The 24900-nt window shown below is 65.0% G+C and carries 22 protein-coding genes; 15 read left to right on the forward strand and 7 right to left on the reverse strand.

All coding sequences use genetic code 11. The features are described from left to right. Nucleotides 1-164: 164 nt before the first annotated feature. Together arsA and arsD are read right to left on the reverse strand one after the other, a co-directional pair. Nucleotides 165-1943, reverse strand: coding sequence for an arsenical pump-driving ATPase (gene arsA, locus BCUN_RS02215; protein WP_051920649.1), 1779 nt, complete (start codon nt 1941-1943; stop codon nt 165-167). Further along, on the reverse strand, nt 1934-2308 hold the full coding sequence (gene arsD / locus BCUN_RS02220; protein WP_033516191.1) for an arsenite efflux transporter metallochaperone ArsD: 375 nt from the start codon (nt 2306-2308) through the stop codon (nt 1934-1936). Before arsD ends, arsA begins: the two co-directional genes overlap by 10 nt. Before the next feature lie 96 nt (nt 2309-2404). Here arsD and BCUN_RS11745 point away from each other — a divergent pair, with 96 nt between their 5' ends. Continuing rightward, a complete protein-coding gene (locus BCUN_RS11745) occupies nt 2405-3193 on the forward strand; it encodes a metalloregulator ArsR/SmtB family transcription factor (protein WP_081895468.1) in 789 nt (262 codons plus the stop codon). Between the two features lie 441 nt (nt 3194-3634). Next, nucleotides 3635-4603: a MerR family transcriptional regulator gene (locus BCUN_RS02230; RefSeq protein ID WP_081895469.1), complete on the forward strand. Its 969-nt coding sequence runs from the start codon at nt 3635-3637 to the stop codon at nt 4601-4603. A gap of 19 nt (nt 4604-4622) precedes the next feature. Here the strand turns inward: BCUN_RS02230 and BCUN_RS02235 are convergent, their stop codons facing one another. Next, entirely contained in the window at nt 4623-5381 is a 759-nt protein-coding gene (locus tag BCUN_RS02235) for a nucleoside triphosphate pyrophosphohydrolase (RefSeq protein WP_420796462.1), read from the reverse strand. 386 nt (nt 5382-5767) lie between these two features. Between BCUN_RS02235 and hemW the strand changes: the two genes are divergently transcribed. From hemW to BCUN_RS02255, 4 genes are all read left to right on the forward strand, one after another. Beyond that, nucleotides 5768-6937 carry a radical SAM family heme chaperone HemW gene (gene hemW, locus BCUN_RS02240; RefSeq protein ID WP_033516195.1) on the forward strand — a complete coding sequence of 390 codons (1170 nt, stop codon included), beginning with the start codon at nt 5768-5770 and terminating at the stop codon, nt 6935-6937. 296 nt (nt 6938-7233) lie between these two features. Next, a complete protein-coding gene (gene gltB / locus BCUN_RS02245) occupies nt 7234-11754 on the forward strand; it encodes a glutamate synthase large subunit (protein WP_051920653.1) in 4521 nt (1506 codons plus the stop codon). Nucleotide 11755: 1 nt separating this feature from the next. Next, the gene (locus BCUN_RS02250; protein ID WP_033516198.1) at nt 11756-13291 is read left to right on the forward strand and encodes a glutamate synthase subunit beta; all 1536 of its coding nucleotides are present in this window, start codon (nt 11756-11758) and stop codon (nt 13289-13291) included. 91 nt (nt 13292-13382) lie between these two features. Then, entirely contained in the window at nt 13383-13823 is a 441-nt protein-coding gene (locus BCUN_RS02255; protein ID WP_033516199.1) for a membrane protein, read from the forward strand. Nucleotides 13824-13974: 151 nt separating this feature from the next. Here BCUN_RS02255 and BCUN_RS02260 read toward each other — a convergent pair whose 3' ends face one another. Then, nucleotides 13975-14460: a peroxiredoxin gene (locus BCUN_RS02260; protein WP_033516200.1), complete on the reverse strand. Its 486-nt coding sequence runs from the start codon at nt 14458-14460 to the stop codon at nt 13975-13977. A 196-nt stretch (nt 14461-14656) separates the two neighbouring features. Here BCUN_RS02260 and BCUN_RS02265 point away from each other — a divergent pair, with 196 nt between their 5' ends. The 7 genes from BCUN_RS02265 (at nt 14657) to BCUN_RS02295 (ending at nt 21850) form a co-directional block, all read left to right on the forward strand. Further along, complete coding sequence (locus BCUN_RS02265) at nt 14657-15511, forward strand: ABC transporter ATP-binding protein (protein WP_033516202.1); 855 nt, start codon at nt 14657-14659, stop codon at nt 15509-15511. A 65-nt stretch (nt 15512-15576) separates the two neighbouring features. After that, on the forward strand, nt 15577-16047 hold the full coding sequence (locus tag BCUN_RS11260; protein WP_051920512.1) for a Panacea domain-containing protein: 471 nt from the start codon (nt 15577-15579) through the stop codon (nt 16045-16047). Next, entirely contained in the window at nt 16031-16327 is a 297-nt protein-coding gene (locus BCUN_RS02275; protein WP_152598097.1) for a hypothetical protein, read from the forward strand. Before BCUN_RS11260 ends, BCUN_RS02275 begins: the two co-directional genes overlap by 17 nt. A gap of 70 nt (nt 16328-16397) precedes the next feature. Continuing rightward, on the forward strand, nt 16398-17960 hold the full coding sequence (locus BCUN_RS02280) for an ATP-dependent nuclease (RefSeq protein ID WP_033516203.1): 1563 nt from the start codon (nt 16398-16400) through the stop codon (nt 17958-17960). 59 nt (nt 17961-18019) lie between these two features. Continuing rightward, nucleotides 18020-19315 carry an ADP-ribosylglycohydrolase family protein gene (locus BCUN_RS02285; RefSeq protein WP_033516204.1) on the forward strand — a complete coding sequence of 432 codons (1296 nt, stop codon included), beginning with the start codon at nt 18020-18022 and terminating at the stop codon, nt 19313-19315. A 117-nt stretch (nt 19316-19432) separates the two neighbouring features. Then, nucleotides 19433-19735: a hypothetical protein gene (locus BCUN_RS02290; protein ID WP_051920516.1), complete on the forward strand. Its 303-nt coding sequence runs from the start codon at nt 19433-19435 to the stop codon at nt 19733-19735. An 861-nt stretch (nt 19736-20596) separates the two neighbouring features. Then, nucleotides 20597-21850: an ADP-ribosylglycohydrolase family protein gene (locus BCUN_RS02295; RefSeq protein WP_160257636.1), complete on the forward strand. Its 1254-nt coding sequence runs from the start codon at nt 20597-20599 to the stop codon at nt 21848-21850. Between the two features lie 94 nt (nt 21851-21944). On the opposite strand, the gene BCUN_RS02300 is transcribed toward BCUN_RS02295, so the two are convergent. Genes BCUN_RS02300 through BCUN_RS11750 form a run of 3 tightly spaced genes read right to left on the reverse strand, consistent with a single transcriptional unit; the run spans nt 21945 to nt 22868 of the window. Continuing rightward, a complete protein-coding gene (locus tag BCUN_RS02300) occupies nt 21945-22391 on the reverse strand; it encodes a low temperature requirement protein A (RefSeq protein WP_160257637.1) in 447 nt (148 codons plus the stop codon). A gap of 30 nt (nt 22392-22421) precedes the next feature. After that, nucleotides 22422-22610, reverse strand: coding sequence for a hypothetical protein (locus tag BCUN_RS11265; RefSeq protein WP_152598098.1), 189 nt, complete (start codon nt 22608-22610; stop codon nt 22422-22424). A gap of 54 nt (nt 22611-22664) precedes the next feature. After that, nucleotides 22665-22868, reverse strand: coding sequence for a low temperature requirement protein A (locus tag BCUN_RS11750; protein WP_160257638.1), 204 nt, complete (start codon nt 22866-22868; stop codon nt 22665-22667). 187 nt (nt 22869-23055) lie between these two features. Here BCUN_RS11750 and BCUN_RS02310 point away from each other — a divergent pair, with 187 nt between their 5' ends. Then, nucleotides 23056-24111, forward strand: a complete 1056-nt coding sequence (locus tag BCUN_RS02310; protein ID WP_033516209.1) for a tRNA (adenine-N1)-methyltransferase — start codon at nt 23056-23058, stop codon at nt 24109-24111. Between the two features lie 132 nt (nt 24112-24243). Beyond that, nucleotides 24244-24798, forward strand: a complete 555-nt coding sequence (locus tag BCUN_RS02315; protein ID WP_033516210.1) for a SixA phosphatase family protein — start codon at nt 24244-24246, stop codon at nt 24796-24798. The last annotated feature ends 102 nt before the right edge of the window (nt 24799-24900 follow it).

The following is a 24900-nucleotide window of genomic DNA, read 5'->3' on the forward strand; positions in this document are numbered from 1 at the left end:
GGTTGTGGGGCCATCTTGTATACGGGCCACGCATACCGGTCAGGTACCACGGCAAGTGTGCCGTGTTTGGCGGGGAAGGGGAGGAAGCGGGGTACGCTCCGGTGCCGTCTGCATGCGGCAGGCTAGCTCGGAGCGTACCCATTGCGGGATCCGATTCGTGACGCTCAGGCCATCCCGATGCTCCAGCATGGGGTTCCTGCCAGGTAAGGGGTCAGGAGATGCTCCAGCGTATCGCGTTGCGAGACTGCCCGCTGCTCCAGGAACGTGGAATCAAGCTGGTCGTCCTCGAGGTACTGGTTGACGACCCACCCGTAAGGGGTGATGCCGGCACGGGCAAGGTCGTCGGCAAGTTCACGCGCTTCCAGGATGGGTGTGGATTCGGGCAGTGTCACCAACAGGGGGACGGTGAGCTCGTGGTCGCGCAGGCGGTTCAAGGCAGTCAGTTGCCCGTTGCCGTCTTCCCGGTATCCCGATTGGCGCATCAGTTCCCGGTGGTAGGAACTGGTCGCGTCCAGCAGCAGCAGCGTATGTCCTGTGGGCGCCGTATCCACCACTACCCATTTGCGGTCGGATTTCTCCAGCACCTCGGAGAAGGCACGGAACACGGCCACCTCCTCGGTGCAGGGGCTGGCGAGGTCCTCCTTCAGTTGCGCAAGCGCGACAGGATCGAGTCCCTTGCCGGTGTGTTCGAGTACTTCCTGGCGGTAGTCCTCGACAACCCGGACCGGATCGATGCTGCGTATTTCCAGGGTGTCGTACTCGTCGGCCAGGGATGCGTTGAGATGCGATGCGGGGTCGGTGGTGGCGAGAAGGACGGGTAGTCCACGGCGTGCCAGGGATACCGCGATGGCCTGGGCGACGGTTGTCTTGCCTACGCCGCCCTTGCCCATCGCCAGGACGATACGAGGCTTGTTGGAGGCAATGTCGTCCACCAGCGTCTGCAATCGTGCGGACGCTGCAAGGGTGATGTCCCTGTCAAGGAGGCTTGCCCCGGCTCGCGGCCCTTCGACATGAGGGGGCGTCCGAAGGGGCTGCGGTTGGATTGCGCCAAGTTCCCTGGCTCCCATGACGGGAGACGCGCACATCTCGATTCCCATCACAGGCAGTCCGCGCAGCGAGGGGAACTCGTCTGCCATGCCGGCGAGCATGGCCTGCTCGCGGTCATGCATCCGCTTGAGGAGGGAATCCTGCCCGGTGTCTGGAAGCAATCCATTGACGACCAAAGCCGTAGCCTTCACTCCCAGGCGGGAGAGCTCGTTCGCGGACCGGTCGGCCTCCGCCAGGGTGGAATGGCTGGACCGAGTGACCAGCGTCAGCGTGGTCTGGTCTGGATCCGCCAAAATCCTGACGGCCTGCTCGTAATCGCTGCGTTTCTTGTCGAGGCCCGACAGAGGGCCGAGGCATGACGCGTCCCCGGCGCCGCGCTGGATGAACGACGACCAGTCACCGGGAAGAGCCAGCAGGCGCAGCGTATGTCCTGTGGGAGCCGTGTCGAAGACGATATGGTCGTATCGTTGACGATAGTCGGGATCGGCCAGGAAATCCACGAAACGGTTGAAAGCCGCGACCTCGACCGTACAAGACCCTGACAGGGTCTCGGCAGCCTCGGCAAGGACGTCGGCGGGAAGCAGGCCCCGTACGGGAGCGAGGACGGACTCACGATACGCCTCGGCCTCTGCTTGGGGATCTATCTCGATGGCATCGAGTAACACGGATTCCGTGTCACTCGCAATCAGGTCACCCAAGGGGGTGATGGCGGAACCGATGGGCCGACCGAATACCTGTGCAACATTCGATGCCGGGTCGGTGGACACGAGTAGCACGCGTTTGCCCGAGCGTGCCAGACTGATGGCAGTCGCACAGGAAACCGTGGTCTTGCCCACGCCTCCCTTGCCGGTGAACATCAGGAAAGGCGTATGTGGCGGCCATTCGTTCAGCAGCATGACGCACCCCCGCAGCGGCACTGGCGAGAGGCGGCCGGAGTCTCGGTTGCGTTCGCGTCCGCACCATCCCTGTTCCAGGCGCGAACCTGGGAAATGGTCGGATAGGAGCCGTACTGGACCAGTGTTCCGTCGACCACCACTGCAGGCAATGCCTGCGTTCCCTTGGTCTCGAGCAGTTTCGCTATTGCCGGCTCCTGCGCGAAGTCCAGGGGAGCGGTGGAAGGATTGTGGCGCGTGATCTCGATGCCTTCCTCCTGGGCTGCTGCGATCATGGCACGCGCGTCGACCAAGGCCGGGTCGACCTCTTCTCCGCACACGCCCGAGGAACAGCACAGGGACGGGTCATAGATATGGATTCGGGACATGGTGTACCTCGTCTTTCTTTACATATCGACAAACGTCGATATGAAAGAGAGTAAACTTCGTATCGAAGTTTGTCAATATGTGATAAGGTGGTGGGCATGTCGCCAGAAAACAAGAACCGGAAAATGGATGATTGGATTGTCGCTCGTGCCTCCCAGTACAAGGCGTTGGGGGACTCTACCCGGCTGCGCCTCGTGCTCATGGTGCGCGATGCGGCACCTTCCCCGGTATGCACCTGCGACCTTCCGGAAATCTTCGGGATGGGCCAGTCGACGCTTTCGCACCATCTGGGCAAATTGGTGGATGCCGGGATACTCGACCGTGAACAGCGCGGACGGTGGGCATATTTCACGCTCGATGAACAATTCGATGCCTCCATGCTGGGGCATAGCGGGTTCATCCACCCAGCGGATGCCTCTCGGGGGGATTGTTGTTCATCTCGCAAGGACGCCGATGGGACCGTCACCGTACTCTTTGCGTGCCGTCGCAATTCCGGGCGCTCCCAGATCGCTGCCGCTATCGCGCAGTCGATGGCACCCTCCGGGATGCGCGTGCTGTCAGCAGGCAGCGAACCGGCGCACGAGGTCGACCCCCTGGTGGTGCAGGCCCTTGGCGAAATCGGGTTGAAGCCATTGTCGTCCCCCAGCAAGCTCGATCCGACCGTGGTGAAAAACGCCGACTGGGTGGTGACGATGGGGTGTGGGGAAAGCTGCCCCTATTTCCCGGGAACCCATCGCGAGGACTGGGCTGTTCCCGACCCCCACACGCGCGACATCGACGAGGTGCGAGACATCGTGGCCCGAATGCAAGGGAAGGTAGCTGACTTGATGGCGCGAATCGAGAAAAACCAGGAAAACCGGGAAGGCCAAAACGGTCAGGAAGAATAGGGGCTGCGAGAACCACTACGCGCAGCCATCGCCTCTGTCTCGCCGACTTCGCGGAGCAAAAGGAAGTCCCGGCCCGCGCCATTTTCCCCGGCTGGTGGCGAAACGAGCTGTCCTGTGCCGGTCCCTTGAAGGCAGGGGGCGGGCTGCGGACCTGGTCTATGTCCCGGAAGACGGGAAGCCGGTCAAGGACATCCAGTCTTAAGGATTACCGGTAGTTCGGGTAATAGCGCATTAAAATGAACCCAATAAATATAAGCGTCATCCTAACAATTATCTCGAAAAACTCAAAGGCGACCTAGCTGGTCGCTACAGCATCAGGGTGCCGCCAATACCGTTTGATATGCACTTGGAGCGACATAGAACAGGAGGCACAGGACTGCGACGACTGCCACGACGAGCACGTTCCTCGTCACCCCGGGCGAGATCCTCCAGGAGGCGTTCATGGAGCCCCATGGCATCACCGCCTACCGGCTCGCCAAGGCCACGGGCCTGAGCGAGACCGCCATTGGCCAGATTGTCAAGGGCAAGCGTGCCATCGCCGTGCGCCCCGCCTGCCGTTTTCACCCGAGAAACCAACAGGTGACGCACGGGCCAACACGCCGCCCATTTGCACGTGACGCCGCGTCATATGGTGTGCTGAGAGTCTTGAAAGGAGGCAAGCCATTGTCCGAATCCACCACCTACACCACGGGCCAGGTCGCCCAACGCTGCGCCGTCTCCGTGCGCACCGTCCAGTACTACGACCGCAAGGGGCTGCTCAGCCCCACCTCGGTCACGTCCACCGGGCGGCGCCTGTACGACGAGACTGCCGTGCGCACGCTCGAGTACATCCTCATGCTCAAGGAAACCGGGCTCAGCCTCGCCGCGATCCACACGGTCCTGGAAAGCCCCTACAGCATGAACATGCTGCAAGACATCCTGGGACGGCAACGCGACGAACTGGCCGGAGACATCGAGGAAGCGAGTCGCAAGATCGCGGCGATCGACGCCCTGAACGCCGACCTCGCCCTGCACGGCACGCTCACGATGGCGGACCGAACGGACATGGCAGACTATATGGCCAATACATCATCATCCCGTCGTTTCTTCATGCGCATGCTTCTCGTCGGCATCCTGGCCGACGTCGCATGGATCGGCACCCTCGTGTGGGCCATCCGCACCCACATGTGGTTCATCTTCGTCATCGGTGTCGTAGTGGCGCTCGCCATGGTGGTACCGATGACCCTGAGCTACTACCGCCACGTCGTCTACTGGGATCCGGCCAGCGGCACGGAGTTCAAGCCGCGCTTCTGGCCATGGTTCTTCGCCAGCCACACCTTGCATACCCGTAAGCTCAAGGCGCCGGGCAGCAGCGAGAAAACCTGGTGCGTCGAACACTTCCGTGCCACGCCGCACGCAGGCGAACGGTAAAGATTCGGGCGTGCGCCCATCAGGACGATCGTGCCTCCGACTCGAGGACTTCCACCCGCTGCTCCACCTGCCGAAGCCGGTTGCGCAGCGCGTTCTCCACGTCGATGCCGGCGCCGTCCGCCTCGCGCACGAGTGCGAGCATCGCGTCGGCGATCCGTTCGGTATCGTCGGCCGGTGCGGGCAGTGCGAACGCGTCGGCGAGCGCGTCCGCGTCCGGCGCCTTGCGGATGCGGGAGGCGACCTTGGCGGCGCGGGGGAGTGCGCCCTGGGCGTGGGAGATGCCGTCGAGCACGCTGTCGCGCTGCTTTTCCTGCTGCTTCATCTTCTCCCACAGTGCCAGCGTCTCCTCGCCGGTCAGCTCCCCGCCGTCCGTGTCGTCGGCGAACAGGTGCGGGTGGCGGGTGATGAGCTTGTCGACAAGCCGGTCGCATACCTCGTCGAGTGTGAACGGGTCGTCCGGGTCCTCGGAGCACACCTGTGCCTGGAAGACGGACTGCAGGAGCATGTCGCCGAGTTCCTCGCGCATGTTGTCCCGGTCGTCGGTCTCCAGCGCCTCGATGTATTCGTAGGTTTCCTCGAGCAGCGGCTTGATGAGGGAGCGGTTCGTCTGTTCGCCGTCCCAGGGGCAGCCGCCCGGCCCGTGCAGGACCTGCACGATCGCCTGGACGCGCTCCAACGGGCCGGCCGCGTCCAGTACCGGCTTCAGCTTGGGGGAGTTGCGGAAGCCTTCGGGCAGTTCGTAGGTGTCATGTGTTGTTGTGTCGTTCATGCCCACGATTGTCGCGCAGCGCGCTGACGTGCCGTGGTCATCGCCGCGGATTTGGATTGCTGTCGTATGGCCTAAGAAGTTCTAAAAGGTTCTAGGGCGAATTTGCGCTACGGTTGTTGTGGCTGCTGGTAGCGTTCGGGCAGCAGGTGGGGCAGGATGCGCTGGTCGTCACTGGCATGTCGACGCAAGCGCAGACACACTGTGTCTTGAAGGGCATGGGCCCCTGATATCTGTGGACTGAACGCCCCACACAACAAGAACCGTGCCCGTCCCTTGAAGACAGGCACACAAAACCAGTGAGCGTAAGTTCGCCCTGACAGGTCCAAGCGCTTCTCGGAACTTCCCATGGGTTCCGACGGCACCGGTCATGCACCCGGTACGCTAGATTGGGACCCATGTTCGAGGTCTACGTCCATGTTCCCTTCTGCCTGCGCCGCTGCGGCTACTGCGATTTCAACACCTACACCGCCACCGACCTCGGCCAGGGCGCCTCGCGCGGCAACTACGCCACGCAGGCCATACGCGAAATGCGCCTGGTACGCGACTGGCAGACAGCACACGGCATCCACGAACCACCAGCCTCCTCCGTCTTCCTCGGCGGCGGCACCCCCACCATCCTGCCCGCCGCCGACCTGGCACGCATGGTCGACGCCGTCCGCGACCTATGGGGCCTGACGACGGACGCGGAAATCACCACCGAAGCCAACCCCGACACCGTCGACGCCGACTACGTACGCGCGCTCGCCGACGCCGGCTTCACCCGCATCTCCTTCGGCATGCAATCCGCCGTCCCGCACGTGCTGCGCATCCTGGAGCGCACGCACACGCCGGCCAACGTCGCAGCCGGCGTACGCGCCGCACAGGCGGCCGGCCTGCGCGTGAGCGTCGACCTCATCTACGGGGCACCGGGGGAGAGCCTCGACGACTGGCACACCAGCGTCGAAACCGCACTCGCCCTGGGCGTCGAACACCTGTCCGCGTACGCGCTGACCGTCGAACCGGAGACGAAGATGGGCAGGAAGATCGCCGCTGGCACGCTGCGCGCCCCCGATGACGACGACGAAGCAGCCAAGTACCAGATCGTCGACGAACTGTGCCGCAAGGCCGGCCTGGCATGGTACGAGATCTCCAACTGGGCGGTGCCCGGCCAGGAAAGCCGACACAACCTCGGCTACTGGAGGAACATCGACTGGGCCGGCATCGGCCCCGGCGCACACAGCCACTACGCCCAGACGGGCGAGGACGGGGTACGCGCCTGGGACACCCTGCACCCGCGCGCCTGGAGCGCCGCCATCAACGACGGCCGCATCCCCTGGGCAGGCAGCGAACGCATCGACAAGGCCGCCGACCTCGAAGAGCGCATCATGCTCGGCCTGCGCCTGCACGAAGGCCTCGACCTGGCCGACATCGAACACCGCGCCGGCCGCGACCTGCACGCGCTCGCCGACGCTCTCGAACGGGAAGGACTGGCAGCCATGACGCCCTCGGGGCGCATGGTCGCCACGCTGCGCGGCCGCCTGCTCAACGACACGGTCATCGAACGCATCTTCGACGCCGTGCTCTGAGCACGCCGAACGCCACCCGTCTCACATTGTGAGTGAAATGCCCACGGACGGCCGTCCCGACATATGGCGGTAACACCCCGCCCCCTACAATGCTCGAGACGCAGCTTGCCCTGTCATGCCCGAAACGGCGCGCCATTCCACGGTTTTCGCGATGTGGACCCGTGTGCCGCCGTGAAAGGCGCGACTGGTAACCTGTGCTGGCAAACTTCAACAGGGGATGGGCTCTCCCCGCGACGAGAGAGGTGATTGCGGTGACACACACTCCGCTAGACTTGACGATCCATCGCCCGGAAGGCATGTACGACCCGGCCTCCGAGCATGATGCCTGCGGCGTGGGCATGGTCACCACCCTCAACGGCAAGCCCGAACGCAAGATCGTCGACGACGCCATCGAAGTGCTCGTCAACCTCAACCACCGTGGCGCCGTCGGCGCCGAGGAGAACACCGGCGACGGCGCGGGCATCCTCATGGCCATGCCCGACGAGTTCATGCGCGCCACCGTCGACGCCGACCTGCCCGCAGCCGGCCACTACGCCGCCGGCATCGCCTTCCTCGACCGTGACATCGCCGTCTGCGGCCAGCAGGAACAGGCCATCGCACGCATCGCCGCCGAGGAAGGCCTGGCCGTGCTCGCCTGGCGCCAGGTCCCCACCGACCCCAACGGCCTGGGCCTGCAGGCACTTGCCAGCATGCCCGCGTTCAAGACGCTGGTGCTGGCCGACCCGGACGGCCGTCTGGGCGGCATCGAGCTGGACCGGCGTGTCTACCATGTGCGCAAGCGCGCCGAGCATGAGGTCGGCATCTACTTCGCCTCGCTGTCCTCGCGCACCATCACCTACAAGGGCATGCTCACCACCATGCAGCTCAAGCCCTTCTTCCCGGACCTGTCCGACGAACGCATGAAGACGACCATCGCGATCGTGCATTCGCGCTTCTCCACGAACACCTTCCCTTCCTGGCCGCTGGCACAGCCCTTCCGTATGCTCGCCCACAACGGCGAGATCAACACCATCCAGGGCAACCGCAACTGGTTCACCGCCCGTCAGGGACGACTCAAGTCCGAACTGCTGGGCGACATGGCGGACCTCCTGCCGATCCTGACGCCCGGCTACTCCGATTCGGGCACCTTCGACGAGGTGCTGGAACTGCTCAACCTGGCAGGCCGTTCCCTGCCGCATGCCGTGCTCATGATGGTGCCGCCGGCCTGGGAGAAGGACCCGGGTCTCGACCCCGACGTGCGCGCCTTCTACGAGTACAACAACTCCCTGATCGAACCGTGGGACGGACCGGCCGACATCGTCTTCACGGACGGCACGCTGGTCGGCGCCGTCCTCGACCGCAACGGCTTCCGTCCCGGGCGCTGGCAGGTCGACGACGCCGGCTACGTGGTCCTGGCCTCCGAGGCGGGCGTGCTGCCCCAGGTGCCCGACGGTTGCGTCGTGGCCAAGGGCCGCCTGGAACCCGGCAGGATGTTCCTCATCGACACCGCCGCCGGCCGCATCATCCCCGATGCCGAGATCAAGCACGACCTGGCCACGCAGCACCCCTACCGTGAGTGGGTCGAGGACAACTCCGTGGACATGGCCGACCTGCCGCGCCGTGAGCACATCAGCTACTCCGACCAGTCGGTGCACCGCCGCCAGCGCGCCTTCGGCTATACGCAGGAGGAGCTCAAGCTGGTGCTCACTCCCATGGCCAACACCGGCAAGGAGCCGCTGGGCTCCATGGGCAACGACACGCCCCTGTCGGTGCTGTCGGGCCGCAGCCGCATGCTCTTCGACTACTTCACCCAGAAATTCGCACAGGTCACCAACCCGCCCCTGGACTGGGAACGCGAGAAGATCGTCACGTCCATCGAATCCGCGATCGGCCCGGAGCCGAACCTGCTGGAGGACTGCGCGACCCACGCCAAGAAGATCGTGATCGCGCAGCCGGTGATCGACAACGACGAGATGGCCAAGCTCAAGCGCATCAACCGTGCCCGCCAGCTCGACGGCTACTACCAGCCGTACGTGGTCAAGGGCCTGTATGAGGTGACCGGCGGCGGCGACGCCCTGGCGCGCCGCCTCGAGGAGATCTTCGCGGAGGTCGACGAAGCCATCGCGCAGGGCTGCAACTTCCTGGTGCTCTCCGACCGTGACTCCGACCACATGATGGCGCCGATCCCGTCGCTGCTGCTCACCTCGGCGGTGCAGCACCACCTGCTGCGCCGCCAGACGCGCACTCAGATCTCCATGGTCGTGGAGGCCGGCGACGTGCGCGAGATCCACCACGTGGCGTTGCTCATCGCCTACGGTGCGGCCGCCGTCAACCCCTACCTGGCCTTCGAGTCGGTCGAGGAACTGGCGCGTACCGGCTTCCTGGCGGTGGACGGCGAGCGCGGCATCGCGAACCTGCGCCAGGCGCTGTCGACCGGCGTGCTCAAGATCATGAGCAAGATGGGCGTCTCCACCATCATGAGCTACCGCGGCGCCCAGCTGTTCGAGGCGGTCGGCCTCAACAGCGACGTCATCGACGCCTACTTCACCGGCACCGTCTCCCGCGTGGACGGCTGCGGCCTGGACGAGCTTGCCGAGGAGGTGGCGATCCGCCACCGCGAGGCGTACCCGAACCAGTGGTCCGCGCGTCCGCACCGCGAACTGCCCACCGGCGGCGACTACAAGTGGCGGCGCACCGGCGAGGAGCATCTCAACGACCCGGAGGCCATCTTCCTGCTGCAGCAGTCCACGCAGCGCGGCGACTACGCCATGTTCAAGCAGTATTCCGCACACGTCAACGACACGTCGAACCGTCTGATGACGCTGCGTGGCCTCATGAAGTTCAACCATGTGCGTCCCGCGGTCGACATCAGCGAGGTCGAACCGGCCAGCGAGATCGTCAAGCGGTTCTCCACGGGTGCGATGAGCTACGGCTCGATCTCCAAGGAGGCGCATGAGACGCTCGCCATCGCCATGAACTCCATCGGCGCACGCTCCAACTCGGGTGAGGGCGGCGAGTCGACCGAACGGCTCAACGACCCGCTGCTGTGCTCGAAGATCAAGCAGATCGCCTCGGCGCGCTTCGGTGTGACCAGCGACTACCTGGTGCATGCCACGGACCTGCAGATCAAGCTCGCCCAGGGCGCCAAGCCCGGCGAGGGCGGCCACCTACCCGGCGCCAAGGTGCCGCCGTGGATCGCCAAGGTGCGCCATGCGACCCCCGGCACGGAGCTCATCTCCCCGCCGCCGCACCATGACATCTACTCCATCGAGGACTTGAAGCAGCTGATCAACGATGCGAAGATGAGCAACCCGAAGGCCCGCATCCACGTCAAGCTCGTCTCCGAGTTCGGCGTGGGCACCATCGCCGCCGGCGTCGCCAAGTGCCATGCGGACGTGGTGCTCATCTCCGGCTATGACGGCGGTACCGGCGCGGCGCCGCTCAACGCGATCCGCCATGCGGGCACGCCGTGGGAGATCGGCCTGTCCGAAACGCAGCAGACGCTCATCTTGAACGGTCTGCGTTCGCGCATCACCGTGCAGTGCGACGGCGAGCTCAAGACGGGCCGTGACGTGATCGTCGCGGCGTTGCTGGGCGCGGAGGAGTTCGGCTTCGCGACGACCGCGCTCATGGTGGAGGGCTGCGTGATGATGCGCGCATGCCAGAAGAACACCTGCCCGCAGGGCATCGCCACCCAGGATCCGGAGCTGCGCGCCCGCTACACCGGCAAGCCGGAGCATGTGATCAACTTCATGATGTTCATTGCCGAGGAGGTGCGTGAACTGCTCGCCGAACTGGGCTTCCGCACCCTCGAGGAGGCGGTCGGCCACGTGGAGTGCCTCGACCAGGACGAGGCCATCAAGCGGTGGAAGTCCGCCGGCGTGGACCTGGCCAACGTGCTCATGCAGCCCGGCCCGGTGCCCGGCACGGTCCTGCACCAGACCATCGAGCAGAACCACGAACTGGACAAGGCGCTCGACAACGAGCTCATCGCCCAGGCAGCCCCGGCGCTGGAGCGTGGCGAGCACGTGGACATCGCCATGGACATCCGCAACGTGAACCGTACGCTGGGCACCATGCTCGGCTACGAGATCACGCGCCGTACCGGCGAGGCGGGCCTGCCCGACGACACGGTCGAACTGACCCTGCACGGTACCGGCGGCCAGTCCATCGGCGCCTTCATCCCACGCGGCGAGACCCTGCACATCGTCGGCGAGGTCAACGACTACGCCGGCAAGGGCCTGTCGGGCGGCTCCATCGACATCCGCGCCCCGCACGACGTGACCTACGACCCGCACGAGAACGTGATCGCCGGCAACGTGCTCGGCTTCGGCGCCACCTCCGGCACCATGTTCGTGGCCGGCCGTGCCGGCGAACGCTTCGGCGTGCGCAACGGCGGCGCCACCTTCGTGGTGGAGGGAGTCGGAGACCACGGCTGCGAATACATGACGGGCGGCACCGTGGTGATCCTGGGGCCCACGGGACGCAACCTGGGTGCCGGCTTCTCCGGCGGCCACGTGTACGCGCTCGACCTGGACATGGACAAGGTCAACCCGCAGGCCGCGGCAGGATCGCTCCTGTTCGAACCCTTGGACGACGAGTCCGCCGACACGGTGCGCACCCTGGTCCAGGAGCACGTGGCGCGCACCGGTTCCGCCTTCGCCCAAGGATTGCTGGACGACTGGGAGCAGGCGAGGGGACGCTTCACGCACATGGTGCCGCGCATGTTCGTCGCCATGACCGAGGCCATGGCGCAGGCCAAGGCCGAGCATATCGATTTCAATGAGCCCGGGGTGTGGGAACACACCTACGAGCAGGTTATGGAAGGAGCGCGCTGACATGGGAGATCCACGTGGATTCCTCAAGGTTCGCCATCGTCACGAACTGGCCGAACGCCCCGTCGAGGAGCGGATCAAGGATTGGAACGACGTGCATGCCGAATCCGGCCTGCAGCCGTGGACCAAGGAACAGGCGGCGCGCTGCATGGACTGCGGCACCCCCTTCTGCATGTCGGGCTGTCCCCTGGGCAACATCATTCCCGAATGGAACGACCTGGTGCGCATGGGCCAGTGGCAGGAGGCATACGACCGCCTGTCCATGACGAACAACTTCCCGGAAGTGACGGGCAGGATCTGCCCCGCCCTGTGCGAGTCGGCCTGCGTGCTGGGCATCCACCAGCCGCCCACCATGATCAAGAACGACGAGTGCACGATCATCGACCAGGCGTGGGACCTGAAGTACGTCAAGCCGCTGCCTCCCGAACGCACCAGCGACCAGACGGTCGCCGTGGTCGGCTCGGGACCCGCCGGCCTGGCCTGCGCACAGCAGCTGACCCGTGCCGGACACACCGTCGTCGTCTACGAACGTGACGACGAGGTCGGTGGCCTCATGCGCTACGGCATCCCGAACTTCAAGCTCGAGAAGGGCCTGCTCGACCGCCGCGTGGCGCAGATGGAAGCCGAGGGCACCCGATTCCGCACGAACGTGGAGGTCGGCAAGGACATCAGCTGGGACGAACTGCAGTCGCGCTACGACGCCGTGGTCGTCGCCATCGGCTCTACCGTGCCGCGTGACATGAAGCTCCCCGGCCGTGAACTCGACGGCATCCATTTCGCCATGGAATTCCTGCCGGACGCCACACGGCGCATCTACGGCAAGAAGCCGGTGCACGACCTGACCGCCAAGGACAAGCACGTGGTGATCATCGGCGGCGGCGACACGGGCTCCGACTGCCTGGGCACCTCCATCCGCCAGGGCGCCAAGGACGTCACCGTATTGCAGATCATGCCCCAGGAGCCGACCTCGCGCCCGGACAGCCAGCCGTGGCCCACCTTCGCACGCCTCTACCAGAAGACGAGCTCCATGGAGGAGGGCGGCGAGTACGTGTACAACACGGATTCGGTCAACTTCGTGGGCACTCCGGAGCAGGAGGCGAAGGTCAGCATCGAAACGGGCACGCAGACCGAGGGCTTCGTCGCCGACGAGCACGGCCACGTGACCGGACTGAAGGTCGTGTCCGTCGCCCCCGGCGACGACGGCCCCTTCACCCGCCAGCCGGGCACCGAACGCGTGCTGCCGGCCGACCTGGTGCTCATCTCCGTGGGCTTCCTGCACCCGGACACCGACACCCTGCTCGAACAGTTGCCGGTGGAACTCGACGGACGGGGCAATGTGGCACGCGACGACTCGTATGCCACGAGCCGTGACGGCGTGTTCGTGTGCGGAGACGCGGGACGTGGCCAGTCGCTGGTGGTGTGGGCGATTGCGGAGGGCCGCTCCTGTGCGGCTGCGGTCGACCGCTACCTGACCGGCGCCACGGAACTGCCTGCGCCGATCGTCGCCTCGCAACGTCCCATGGCCCTGCCGCGCCGCTGAGATACCCCTTGGTTGCCTATGGGCAAAGTGGGTCGGTTGCGCTACAGTGGTCGGCAGTTGTGTCTGGACACGCTCATGAAGGAGAAATCGAATGGCAAACCGTGCACAGCGCCGCGCAAAGGGCGGCGCCCCGCAGGCCGGCAGCCGCAGCCATGGCGGCATGATTGACGAGGCGTCGCTGCAGGACAGGTCGCTGCGCCTCAAGGAAGGCCGCAAGGGACCGTGGAAGCCGACGAGCAGTGAGCTCAAGAAGTACGAGGAAATCGCGATGGGCACCGACCCGAACGATTTCGACCCGCCGTCGGTCATCCACGCACCCCACTCGGTGCGTAACTGGTTCCGCCTGTTCGCATGGATCCTCATCGTCGTGGCGGCCATCGCGTTCTTCGTGATCATGTGGCTGCCGCAGCGTCCCCTGTGGGCGATCATCACGGTGGTGGCCGCGCTGGCGGTGGGCGTGCTCAGCCTGTTCTTCGTGTCCGGCAACCCCAGGAACAACCCGAACCTCGACCAGAACGGCACGGCCGTGTGAGCCACCGTGACCCCAAGGTCCCATGGACGAGGGGCCTGTCCCATCCGATCGTGGGACAGGCCCCTCGTTGCGTCAGGGCCCGGCCGGGAAGAAAAAGGGGGAGGCGCATCCCATTGCGGATGCGCCTCCCCGGGTCGTTGTCGGGAAATGCTTACTTGAGCTTGGCGACCTCGGCGAGGATGCGCTCGACCTGGCCGCTGACGTTCACGTCATAGTCGGCGTAGGCGATCTTGCCCTCGCCGTCGATGACGAAGGTGGAACGGATGGGGGAGTACTCGCGCTTGCCGTCCTTCTCGGACTCGGTTACGGTGCCGTACAGCTTGTGCGCCTCGTACTCGGGATCGCTCAGCAGGACGAAGTTGATGTCGTCCTTCTCACGGAACTCCTGCAGTGCGGGGATGTCGTCGCCGGAGACGCCGATGACGACGGTGTTCTCGTCCTCAAGACGGTTGAGGTTGTCACGGAAGGCACAAGCCTCCACGGTGCAGATCGAGCTCATGGCCTTCGGGTAGAAGTAGAGCACGACGTTCTTGTGCTTGAAGTCCGCGAGCGCGTAGTGCTTGTACTCGTCGGATTCGAGTTCGAAATTGGGGGCGGTGTCGTCTTTGGCCAGGCGAATGGCGTTATGTTCACTCATGCCCCAACCATAAGCCCGGCCCCCACGGACGACGACGCAAATACGCGGTGAGGGGAACCCGCCCGACGGAACGCGCAGCATGAACTATGCGCCATGCCAATGACCGCATGATGGGCCCGCGACGGCCCGCGACGACGCCGGCACGCTACGGTGGTCGCCAACGACATCTCGGAGACCGGCGGAACGAAGGAGCAGCATGGACGACATGACACCCGCATTGCGGCTGGACGGCGTGGAACTGCGCCGCTACGGGCGCACGATCCTCACCGACGTGAACCTCACCGTGCCACGCGGCGGGAAATGGATCCTGTTCGGCCCCAATGGCATCGGCAAATCCAGCCTCGTACGGATGATGAGCTCACGCGGTTTCCCCTCCCAAGGCACCGTGGACATCCTCGGCAACCGCCTGGGCAAGGTCAACGTGTTCTCCTACCGGCACCGCATCGGCCTGTGCTCGGCGGAACTGCAACGCTCCCTGCCCGCTTTCGAGGATCCCCTCGACGCGGTAGTCACCGCACTGACCGCCACCACCGGCCGCTGGAAGGACACGTACGGCGAGGACGACTATGCGCAGGCGCGTCTGCTCATGCGTCGTTTCGGCATCGAATACCTCATCGGCAAGCAGATGGCGAACCTGTCCGAAGGGGAACGCACCCGCGTCATGATCTGCCGGGCGCTCATGGCGGACGCGGACCTGCTGATCCTGGACGAACCCACCACCGGACTGGACCTGGGCGGACGCGAAACCACCCTGCACGCCCTGGACCAGCTGGGCACCCAGGGCGACGGGCGCACCGTGGTCGTGGTCACGCATCGCCTCGAGGAAATCCCCGCCGGCTTCGACCACGTGGCCATCATGGGCCGCACCCAAGGCAACGAAGCCGACGCCATGGCCAACCGTGTCGCCGGCACCGACCCCGCACCCGGCACCATCGTATACGCCGGCGACCTGGACCACGGCTTCACCTCCGCACGCCTGTCCGCACTGTTCGGCCTGGACCTGACCGTCCACCACGACGGCGGACGCTGGGCAGCCTGGGCGCGCCCCTGACCTCGATGTCAGACGCGCGCGTAGCGTGGGGGAGAGGAGCCGTCGCCAGGAAAGGAGGGCCGCCCATGCACGCCATCGACGTCGCCAACCAGCTGCTTGCCGCCCACGGCACCCGGATACCGTTGACCAACCGGCGCATCAACAAGCTCGTCTACTTCACCCAGGTCGAAGCATTGCGGCGTACCGGCCGGCCACTGTTCGACGACACCATCGAAGCGGCCGTCTGCGGCCCCGTCATCCCCACCGTCCGTGACGCCTTCAGCCAATACGGCACCAACCAGGTCGCCAAACCCACCGCGCCGCCACCCGACAACGCGACGCTCGCCGACCTGACCGGCCGGGCCAAGGCAAGCTATCGATCCCGTGGTCGACGCCATACGGAACGCCCTGCCACTGGTTCCGGTACCGTTACCACCCGAAGACGACGCCATGGTGACGCGACGCGCGTCATGGCAGCGCATCATGCGCAACTGCTGCATCGCCCTGAGCGGCGCATTGGGTTTTGTCGGCGACGACGGCATGTCGATGACCTTTGAGCCGACCAAGCGCACGATTACGTGTCATGGGGAGACCCACAGCCTGGACGGTGTGCACGTGAGCGTGGAGGACGGTGCGGTCCTGCAATCCCGCGTGGCCTTCACCCGCCTGCTGGCCCTGGGTGTCTTCGCCCTGGCCGTGCCCAAGCTCAAGGGCGGCGACGCCTACGTGGCAGTGCAGGGTCCTGATTTTGCGTGGGTGGCTCACGTTGACCGCAAGCATGTCGCCGGCGCCCTGAACTTCGCCAACGCAGTGAACCAGGTGGCCGAGGATCGCTGACCAGGGACGACTGCACGACTAGAATGATCCCTGATTCCGCCATGACGACGTGGCGGGGAAGGGAACCACCATGCGCCTGACCGACCTGACCATCGACAACCACACCCGCGTCGCCGACTGCCACCTCGACATACGCCGCCACCTGGTACTCGTCGGCACCAACGACTCAGGCAAAAGCTCCCTGCTGCGCTGCCTCGACCTGCTCCTGGGCGCCGACACCGCCACCCTGTACGCCGACATCAGCGCCGGCGACCTACGAGACCCGCACCAGCCACTGCGCATCGAAGCAACCTTCACCGACCTCGACCCCGACCGGCGCACCCTGTTCGGCCTGGCCGGCCACGCCACGACCATGCACGTCACCCTGACCGCCACCATGCACGACGACGGACAGACCCTGACCATTCGACGCACCATCGACGGCACCGACATGACCGTGCCGCGACTGCACGCCATCGGCTGGACCATGTTCGACCCGACTGACCCCGACACCACCCGACACATGACCGACCGACTCCTGGACGACCTCGACCTCGACGACCTGCCACGGCGCCTCGAACCCATCAGCACACAAGCCGACCAGGCGCTCGCCAACACGCCGCAACTGAACCAGCTGCGCGACAGGATCGCCGAACAGCTTACCGCCGCACTGCCCGGACGCTTCCAACGCAACAACCTCGCCTTCAGCGTCGGCAACCTCCTGGAACACCTCACCCTCGAACTGCACCGCAAGGGCCGTCCACGCAACCTGTGGGCACAATCCAGCGGCATGCGCACCGGCGTGGCCATCACCCTGCTGGACGCCCTGGACCGGGACACGCAACTCATCGGCATCGACGAACCCGAAACACACCTGCACCCCGCCAGCCAACGCAACCTCGCCAGGCTCCTCGCCCAAGGGCGCTCGCAGAAGATCATCGCCACGCATGCGCCGGACATCATCAGCGCCTTCGACCCCGACCAGGTGACCGTCATCCGCGCCGACGGCCACTGCGTACAACCCGACCGTGACTTCCTCGACGATGACGCACGCACCATGCTGCACCTGTGGGACGGCAGCCGCATCGAACCGTTGACCGCGAACCGGGTCATCGTCGTCGAAGGCGTCACGGACCGCATCCTGGTGGAACGGTGCGCCGACGTGACCGGCCGCAGCCTGGACGCGTCCGGCACCACGCTCCTGCAAGCCGACGGCTGGGGCAACATGGACGCATGGCGTCGCCTGCTGGGCGACCACGGCTACCGCATCCCCATGGTCCAGCTCATCGACGCGGACGCCGCCGACACCACCGCCTCACAGTTGCACACCACCGTCGACCGGCTGGCCGAGCATCACGTGCATGTCAGCCACCCCGACCTGGAAGGCGAATACGTGCACGCCCTGGGCGCCGACACCACCTGGCAGGCACTGCACGAAGGCAACCATTTCAAACCGTCCGAACTGCGCACCCTGGACGGTTTGCGCGACCAAGGCAGCCTCGACGAGGAACGCGTGGCCGCATTCTGCCGCACCCCCAGGCACAAGACCGCCGCCATCCTGGCAATCCTGCCCTTCGTCGACGCCACCGTGGCCCGCAGGATCGGCAGCATCGAACGACTCCTCGCAGACAATGCCGATTCGCGTCTCGGCTGAATCAGACAACGCCGACTAGACTCAGGTCATGATCCCAAGAGACAGCCAACGGAGGGAACATGGCCAAGACCACTGATTCGACCGCATTGTCCGCGATGCTTGCCGACGACGGCACCATCCTCGAGGACGACCAGGCACACGCCTACATCCACTACTCGCTCGGCCTGCTCTACGGGGCAGCGGTCGGCAGCATCCTCGGCCAGCCCTACCATGGCAAGCAGCGCGGCACCTTCACCTGCACCGGCATGGACACGCCACCCGCCAAGCGCATGTACTCGGCACGCACCGCACTCATGCTCGCCACCTTCGACTCCCTGACCAGCCACGACGTGCAGGTCGACCTCAAGGACATGCTCGACCGGTACGCCATGTGTCTGGCCGGCGGCGACTACACGCCCAACCTGGTGCCTCCCTTCGGCGCCAAGGACCTGGCCCGCGCCTTTGAAGAGAACACCGACGCCGACGACATGGACAGCGGCGCCCTACTGCGCGTCGCACCCTGCGCCATGTTCGGCATCGACGACGAACAGGTGCGCGCCATCGCATCCCTCGCACCCGCCGACCAGGACACCGAACTGGCCTGCGTACGCTTCGTGCACATCCTACGCGACCTCATGCTCGGCAACCCCGTACGCGAAACCCTCACCGGCCACGGCTACGACCGCATCTGGGAGCGTGGCACCGACACCATCATCACCGACGGCGGCACCACCAAGGACATCCTCGAAGCAGCCCTGTGGTGCATGTCGACCACCGACGCCTACGACGACTGTGTCCTGACCGCCGTCAACCTCGGCGGCAAGACCGCATGGACCGCCGCAGTGGCCGGCGCGCTCGCCGGCATCGTCTACCTGTTCGACGACGAGCTCGACGAGGGCATCCCCGCCGATTGGACGAGCATGCCCGGCGCGCAATGGTTCCCGCAGGTCATCGCAGGCACCGCCAACGACGAGGGCGACCCCGAGAAGCTCATGCGTGAGGGTGACCTCATGCGCGAGGGCGCATCCGGCAGGGATGGCTACGAGAAGGCGTTGGAACTGTACCGCAACGCGGTGAGCATCGTGTTCAACCATGCCACTGCGGACAATCCGCAGGCCGTGCTTCTCGTCGCCGCGCTGCACGAGCGCATCGGCATCGTGCACGAGAGCATTTCCAAGCTGCCCCGTTCCGCATTCGCCAAGCGTACTTGGCAGCAGGAGACCGATGCGCGCGACAACTACGCCACCGCCTACCAGGCAGCCGGCGATGCGCTCAAGCTCGGCCTGGACGGCGAGGAAGCCAAGGAGGCGACCGACATCGCCAACCGTGCCAGCAAGGGCGTCGAACGCATGAATGCCGTCCTGGCGCAACGCTGAGCGTCCCCGTGGCCACCACGGAACCGCGACCAAGGAGGCGTCGATGATCAACATCCTGCCCGGGATCCTCATCGGCGCCTTCGTCAGCTTGGTCGGCGGTGGAGGGGCATTCTCGTCATGGGCGCCCTCGTCCTGATCTGCAACCTGCGCCGCAAGGCCGCCGAAGGGGACCGTGCCGACACGCATCCGGCCGGTGCCTCCCTGTTCGGCGTGCTGAGCGGACTCATGGTCGGTGTCGGCGGACTGTCCGGAGGCACCACCACGGTCGTACTAGCCGTCATGTCCGCCGTGGGCTTCACCACCCATCTGCTGGCCTCCACCATAGCCTGGCAGGTCGGCGCCACCCTCACGGTCGGCGCCGTCATCGGCAGAGTCCTCACCCCCGCTCCCGCTCGCCCGCCTCGACATCCGTCGCCATGACCGCCCCTGGGCATCCTCCTGGGCTGCGTCATCGTGTTCTTTGGCACGAAGATGCTGCTGGGCCTCTAGGGCGGATTTGCATTACGGTCGTTGTGGCTGTTGGTGGTGTTCGGGCAGCACGGGTGGCGCAAACGTGGGCGTGGTGCCGTGGAAAGGCGCGGGCCCCTGTTGTTCGGTTTGAGCTTGAACACCCCTGACGGCATGAACCGTGCCCGTCCTTTCCCAAGCTGGACATGAAAGCCAGTCAGTGCAAGTCCGCCTTGGAAATACCACGGAAAACAAGGGATCCCTCCGGTGGATCCCTACGGGAACCTGCACGACTCCGTAAGGATTCGTCACCCCGGTCCGTCGTTGCGGCGAATCCTTACGGGGACGTGCCGGGTTCTGTAAGGATTCGTCGTTCTGGTCCGTCTTCACGACGAATTTATACGGGAACCTGCCCGGTCCCGTAGGGATCTGTCGTCCCGGCATCTCGTTACGGCGAATCTTTACGGGTTTGCGCCAAACCCCGGGCATATCCTCCGCCGGCTGCCTTGCGCTTTCGGTCGTGGACGCCCGGGTTGCCGGGTGTGCTGGCCCGGGCAGACGGATTGTTGCGGTATCCGGAACGTGCTTGGCCATCGATCTATCCGTGGTGGTGTGTCTGGGAGGCGGTGGGCACGGTATGGTTCGTGCGAAGGCCAGGTACATCGCATCGAGACGGACATGGACACGGAAACCAGTTAGTGTAAGTTCGCCCTAGGATGCCGCCGCCGGCCGGTCCCATAGATGGGACGGACACGTCACTACGCCGGCCGGTGCACTACCATGGGTCACGACCAGACCGGCACCGTACAGGCATACAGAACGGAGTACCCATCCATGGCCGAGGATCCGACCCCCACACTCGACGACTTCGACACGTGGCTCGACCGGCAGGAACAACACCGCCACGACCTCGCCGCACGCCTCCTCGACATCATCATGGACACCCTCACCACCGCAGCCGTCGGCAACGCGGTCGCCACCCCCTACCAGGGGCGTCGACGCGACAGCTACACCTGCCCCGGCATGCCGGCCGACACCACGCTGCCCTACGGGCCGAGCGTCGCAGCCATGCTCACCACCATCGCCACCCTCATCGACGACCCCAACCCCACCGCCGACGAGCTCAAGGACGCGCTCGACGACTGCATGCAGTACGGCACCACCACCGCCGACGGCGAACCATGCGCCGACGGACTGTCGAACCTGACCCAAAGCGACTGCCTGATCCGCGTGGCACCCTTCTTCCTGTTCAATGCCGACGACCAGCAGATCACGCAGGCATGCGCCATCACCGACCCCGACGGCGCCTGCGCCGACGCCGCCATCCGACTCGTGGACATCCTGCGCGCACTGGCCCAAGGCGACGATCCGGACGACATCATGGACAACTACGGCTACGGCGACCTGGCCAGCCAGCCACGCAGCCAGGTCCACGCTGACGGCACCGCCGAACACACGCTCGAAGCGGCCCTGTGGTGCCTGGCCACCACGCACAGCGCAGCCGACTGCATCTGCGCCGCCGCCAACCTCGGCGGCCACGTCACCCAAGCCGCCACCATCGCCGGCATGTGCGCCGGACTGCGCTACCTGGGACAGCCAGCCGGCGAACTGCCCGACCAGTGGATCGAACAACTCGACGGCCTCGACGCCCTGATGGACGCCGTCGCCGGCGACGAGGACGACCTGCCCAGCAGCGACGAACTCGTCGACGAAGCACAACGCTACCTCACCGGAAACGGCGTGGACAAAGACCTCGACGAAGCCATCGACTGCTACGAGGAAGCACGCACGTCACTGCGCGCCGAACACGACACGCCCACCGCAGCCGACCTCCTGCGCGACGCCGACATCTGCCTGCGCATCGCCCGCATCTGGGAAACCAAAGCCAAGGAAACACACTCGGCATTCTTCAAACGCACCTACACCAACGAAGCCGAAGCACTCCACTGCTACGTGCAAGCCCTCGACGCCGCACTCACCGCAGCCGACCTCGCTACCGACGGCACCACACGTCGCCAAGCCAAACTCCTCACCGACCAGGCGCGCGTCGGCGCACAACGCATCGAACACATCATCGACACGGACTGAACACGACAACCGGCATGCCCCTCGGGCAGACAGGAATCACCGCTCCTGCCGTTCTAGGGCCATGCCGCGACGCTTACGTTCAAGCATGCCGAAATTACACGCCACGGCAACCAACGCACCCACCAGCACGCCAGTCACCGACGCACGGCACCACGCCACCACGCGACAACCCGCCGCCATGCTCCAACAACTCCAAGGACACCGTCACCATGTTCACCGCAATCACGATGAAATAATGACTGAACATGAGCAACAACGAACGCGTCACACGCTCATGGTCACACAACACATGCAACTGCAGCACATAACAGCCGAACATCACCAACAACAACACCATCACCAACACGGCATCCACCGTCAAACGAGACACGTCGAAATACCCCGCAGTACCCACCACGCCCTCACCAAACGTGAGAATGGTCAACAACTCGAAACGCTCCGTCAAATGCGGAAAACTGATCACCGACACATCAAAATGCCCCCGCAGCCCAAACAGCAGGAAAGCGCCGGCCAACACCGCCACCAAGTCAAGCCAGAACACGACAGACTGCGCACCCGCCAACGCACACAGTCACGCCGCCGCATACAAGGCACACACCACCGCCAATATCACCAGCGAATTGCGCGCAGCCGCAGCCCGGGCACCGCCCCTCCAGGCACGCACCACATACATCACACCCACACACAGCAGCATCACCAGCATTGAGGCACTGAACGCCACCGGCGCCTGCAACCAGCCGACAGTCAACGTATTCGCCATATACGTCGCCGCAACCATATTCGCTGCAGTCAACCCATACTCCCACCACGACCACTACGCATACCTGTTCACGTAATTCGTCAAATACAACCACGACTGCAAAATGATGAACGCAGCCAACACATACCGCGCCAACTCACCCGCCTCCAACGAACGGGCATCCACCACCGACTCCGTCAACCGGGCAATCGCATACACGTAAATCAAGTCATAGAACAGCTCAATAAGCTCCACACGACGATGACGCACTTCCACCACGGCAACACCTTTCCCACAAACACGGAAAACGCGACACGCACCACAAACGCCGAGGGGAACACGCTTCACGATACGACTCGGCACACCAGCCTACACCAACCCCACAGGCAGCCAATCGTGTACAGTGGACACACACCCCACACGGGGCACCTCACAACCAACAGCCGGCAGAACAAGGAGCGCTCGCATGCGTCGAGGACCGCTACAGGCGGGGGAGAAGGTCCAGTTCACGGACCGCAAAGGCAACAAGATCACGGACCAGCTGCGCGCCGGGCAGGTCACGCAGACCTCGCACGGCATCATCCTGCATGATGCGGTGATCGGCAGCAGCGAAGGCAGCGTGGTCACCACCGTCACCGCCAAGCGGGAGGACCAGTTCAACCGACAGCATCCCGAACGTGACGCCAACAAGCCGTGGAAGGGGTCGCGCGCCATCGGAGGCTGGGAATTCACCGTCATGCGGCCGCGCTTGGCGGACTACGTGCTGTCCATGCCACGCGGTGCGCAGATCATGTACCCCAAGGACATCGCGCAGGTCATCCAGCTGGGGGACATCCGCACCGGCATGCGGGTGCTGGAATCCGGCGCAGGCTCCGGCGCCATGAGCATGAACCTGTTGGATGCCGTCTCGCCGGAAGGCGAACTGACCACCATCGAGCTGCGTCCCGAGTTCGCGAAGGTGGCCGAAGCCAACGCCGCCATCTACTTCGGGCAGCGCCCGCAGTGGTGGGACCTGCGCACGGGGGACTTCGACTCCGTGGCCGCCGGGCTTCCGGAACATCATTTCGACCGCATCGTGCTGGACATGCTCGACCCATGGAACCGGCTCGAACAGGCATGGAGGGTCATCGCCCCCGGCGGCGTGCTCACCGCCTACGTCACCACCACCACGCAGCTGAGCCGCCTTGCCGAGGCACTGCGGGAGTCGGGGCAGTGGACCGAACCCATGGTGCAGGAAACCATGGAGCGCTCCTGGAAGGCGCAAGGGCTTGCGGTGCGCCCCGACCACCAGATGATCGGGCACACCGGCTTCCTGGTCATCGCACGGGCCATGGCGCCCGGCTACGAGGCGTTGCGCAAGCGCGAACGGCCCACCAAGGACACCACCACCGACATCGACGAGCTGAGTGCCGAGCAGCGTGCCGACGAGCTCGAGGAACTCGAACTGCGTGACATCTCCGACCGCAAGCTGCGCAAGGTCCTGCGCGACCTCGACGCCCAGGTCGGAGCCTTGGGACAGTAAGGAAGATGTACGTCCTCAGCCGTGGGACGCAAAAAGGGCGTGCGCGGCGCGGACGGCACCTATAATGGGCCGCATGCCCCGCAATCCATGCGTGGTGCGGCATCAATCCCGACGACAAGAAAGTGCAAGGTCATGGCCAACCAACTCAAGAAAATCGCCAAGCAGGCAAAGGGATACAAATACGTCCTCCTGGTGATGCGCCATGCCAAGACCGAAGCCTTCAACGCGCATGGCGACTTCGAACGTGAACTGCAGGACAAGGGGCTCAAGCAGGCCAAGAAAGTCGCCAAGGCGTTGGAGGCGATGAACCTGGTGCCCGACCAGATCGACTGCTCGAATGCCGTGCGCGCCCGCCAGACCTGCGAACGCATGCTCAAGGTGTTCGGGGACGGGCCGAAGGTCAGCTACGTCAAGGCGCTCTACGACGACGGCATGCAGGCCGTCTTCGACGCCTTGGGATCCTGCAAGGACAAGCGTCGTGTCCTCATGGTCATCGGCCACGAGCCGACCGTGTCCATGGCCTGCCAATGGCTGGCGGGCAAGCAGTCCGCACAGGAGAACCTCGACCTGCTCAACCTGGGCATGGGCACCGCCACCGTGGCCGTGTTCGGCTCGAATGCGCCCCTGCGCAAGTGGGACACCCATGACGCGGACCTCATCGGCCTGCTCAACCCGAAGGATCTCTGAGTCATAGGTCCAACTGATGACGGGATGGGCGGCTATAAGCTGCGTTTATGGCCACGCTTCGGAAACCGCTATGACGGATTGGTGGAATCATACGGTTTGTAC

This window comes from Bifidobacterium cuniculi (genome assembly GCF_000741575.1).
Lineage (GTDB): Bacteria > Actinomycetota > Actinomycetes > Actinomycetales > Bifidobacteriaceae > Bifidobacterium > Bifidobacterium cuniculi.

What these genes read in the sequence shown, in the direction of transcription:
- arsA (WP_051920649.1), bottom strand. Translation starts at nt 1,943, where the DNA reads ATGCTGCTGAACGAATGGCCGCCACATACGCCTTTCCTGATGTTCACC.
- arsD (WP_033516191.1), bottom strand. Translation starts at nt 2,308, where the DNA reads ATGTCCCGAATCCATATCTATGACCCGTCCCTGTGCTGTTCCTCGGGC.
- BCUN_RS11745 (WP_081895468.1), top strand. Translation starts at nt 2,405, where the DNA reads ATGTCGCCAGAAAACAAGAACCGGAAAATGGATGATTGGATTGTCGCT.
- BCUN_RS02230 (WP_081895469.1), top strand. Translation starts at nt 3,635, where the DNA reads ATGGAGCCCCATGGCATCACCGCCTACCGGCTCGCCAAGGCCACGGGC.
- hemW (WP_033516195.1), top strand. Translation starts at nt 5,768, where the DNA reads ATGTTCGAGGTCTACGTCCATGTTCCCTTCTGCCTGCGCCGCTGCGGC.
- gltB (WP_051920653.1), top strand. Translation starts at nt 7,234, where the DNA reads ATGTACGACCCGGCCTCCGAGCATGATGCCTGCGGCGTGGGCATGGTC.
- BCUN_RS02250 (WP_033516198.1), top strand. Translation starts at nt 11,756, where the DNA reads ATGGGAGATCCACGTGGATTCCTCAAGGTTCGCCATCGTCACGAACTG.
- BCUN_RS02255 (WP_033516199.1), top strand. Translation starts at nt 13,383, where the DNA reads ATGGCAAACCGTGCACAGCGCCGCGCAAAGGGCGGCGCCCCGCAGGCC.
- BCUN_RS02260 (WP_033516200.1), bottom strand. Translation starts at nt 14,460, where the DNA reads ATGAGTGAACATAACGCCATTCGCCTGGCCAAAGACGACACCGCCCCC.
- BCUN_RS02265 (WP_033516202.1), top strand. Translation starts at nt 14,657, where the DNA reads ATGGACGACATGACACCCGCATTGCGGCTGGACGGCGTGGAACTGCGC.
- BCUN_RS11260 (WP_051920512.1), top strand. Translation starts at nt 15,577, where the DNA reads ATGCACGCCATCGACGTCGCCAACCAGCTGCTTGCCGCCCACGGCACC.
- BCUN_RS02275 (WP_152598097.1), top strand. Translation starts at nt 16,031, where the DNA reads ATGTCGATGACCTTTGAGCCGACCAAGCGCACGATTACGTGTCATGGG.
- BCUN_RS02280 (WP_033516203.1), top strand. Translation starts at nt 16,398, where the DNA reads ATGCGCCTGACCGACCTGACCATCGACAACCACACCCGCGTCGCCGAC.
- BCUN_RS02285 (WP_033516204.1), top strand. Translation starts at nt 18,020, where the DNA reads ATGGCCAAGACCACTGATTCGACCGCATTGTCCGCGATGCTTGCCGAC.
- BCUN_RS02290 (WP_051920516.1), top strand. Translation starts at nt 19,433, where the DNA reads ATGGGCGCCCTCGTCCTGATCTGCAACCTGCGCCGCAAGGCCGCCGAA.
- BCUN_RS02295 (WP_160257636.1), top strand. Translation starts at nt 20,597, where the DNA reads ATGGCCGAGGATCCGACCCCCACACTCGACGACTTCGACACGTGGCTC.
- BCUN_RS11265 (WP_152598098.1), bottom strand. Translation starts at nt 22,610, where the DNA reads ATGGCGAATACGTTGACTGTCGGCTGGTTGCAGGCGCCGGTGGCGTTC.
- BCUN_RS02310 (WP_033516209.1), top strand. Translation starts at nt 23,056, where the DNA reads ATGCGTCGAGGACCGCTACAGGCGGGGGAGAAGGTCCAGTTCACGGAC.
- BCUN_RS02315 (WP_033516210.1), top strand. Translation starts at nt 24,244, where the DNA reads ATGGCCAACCAACTCAAGAAAATCGCCAAGCAGGCAAAGGGATACAAA.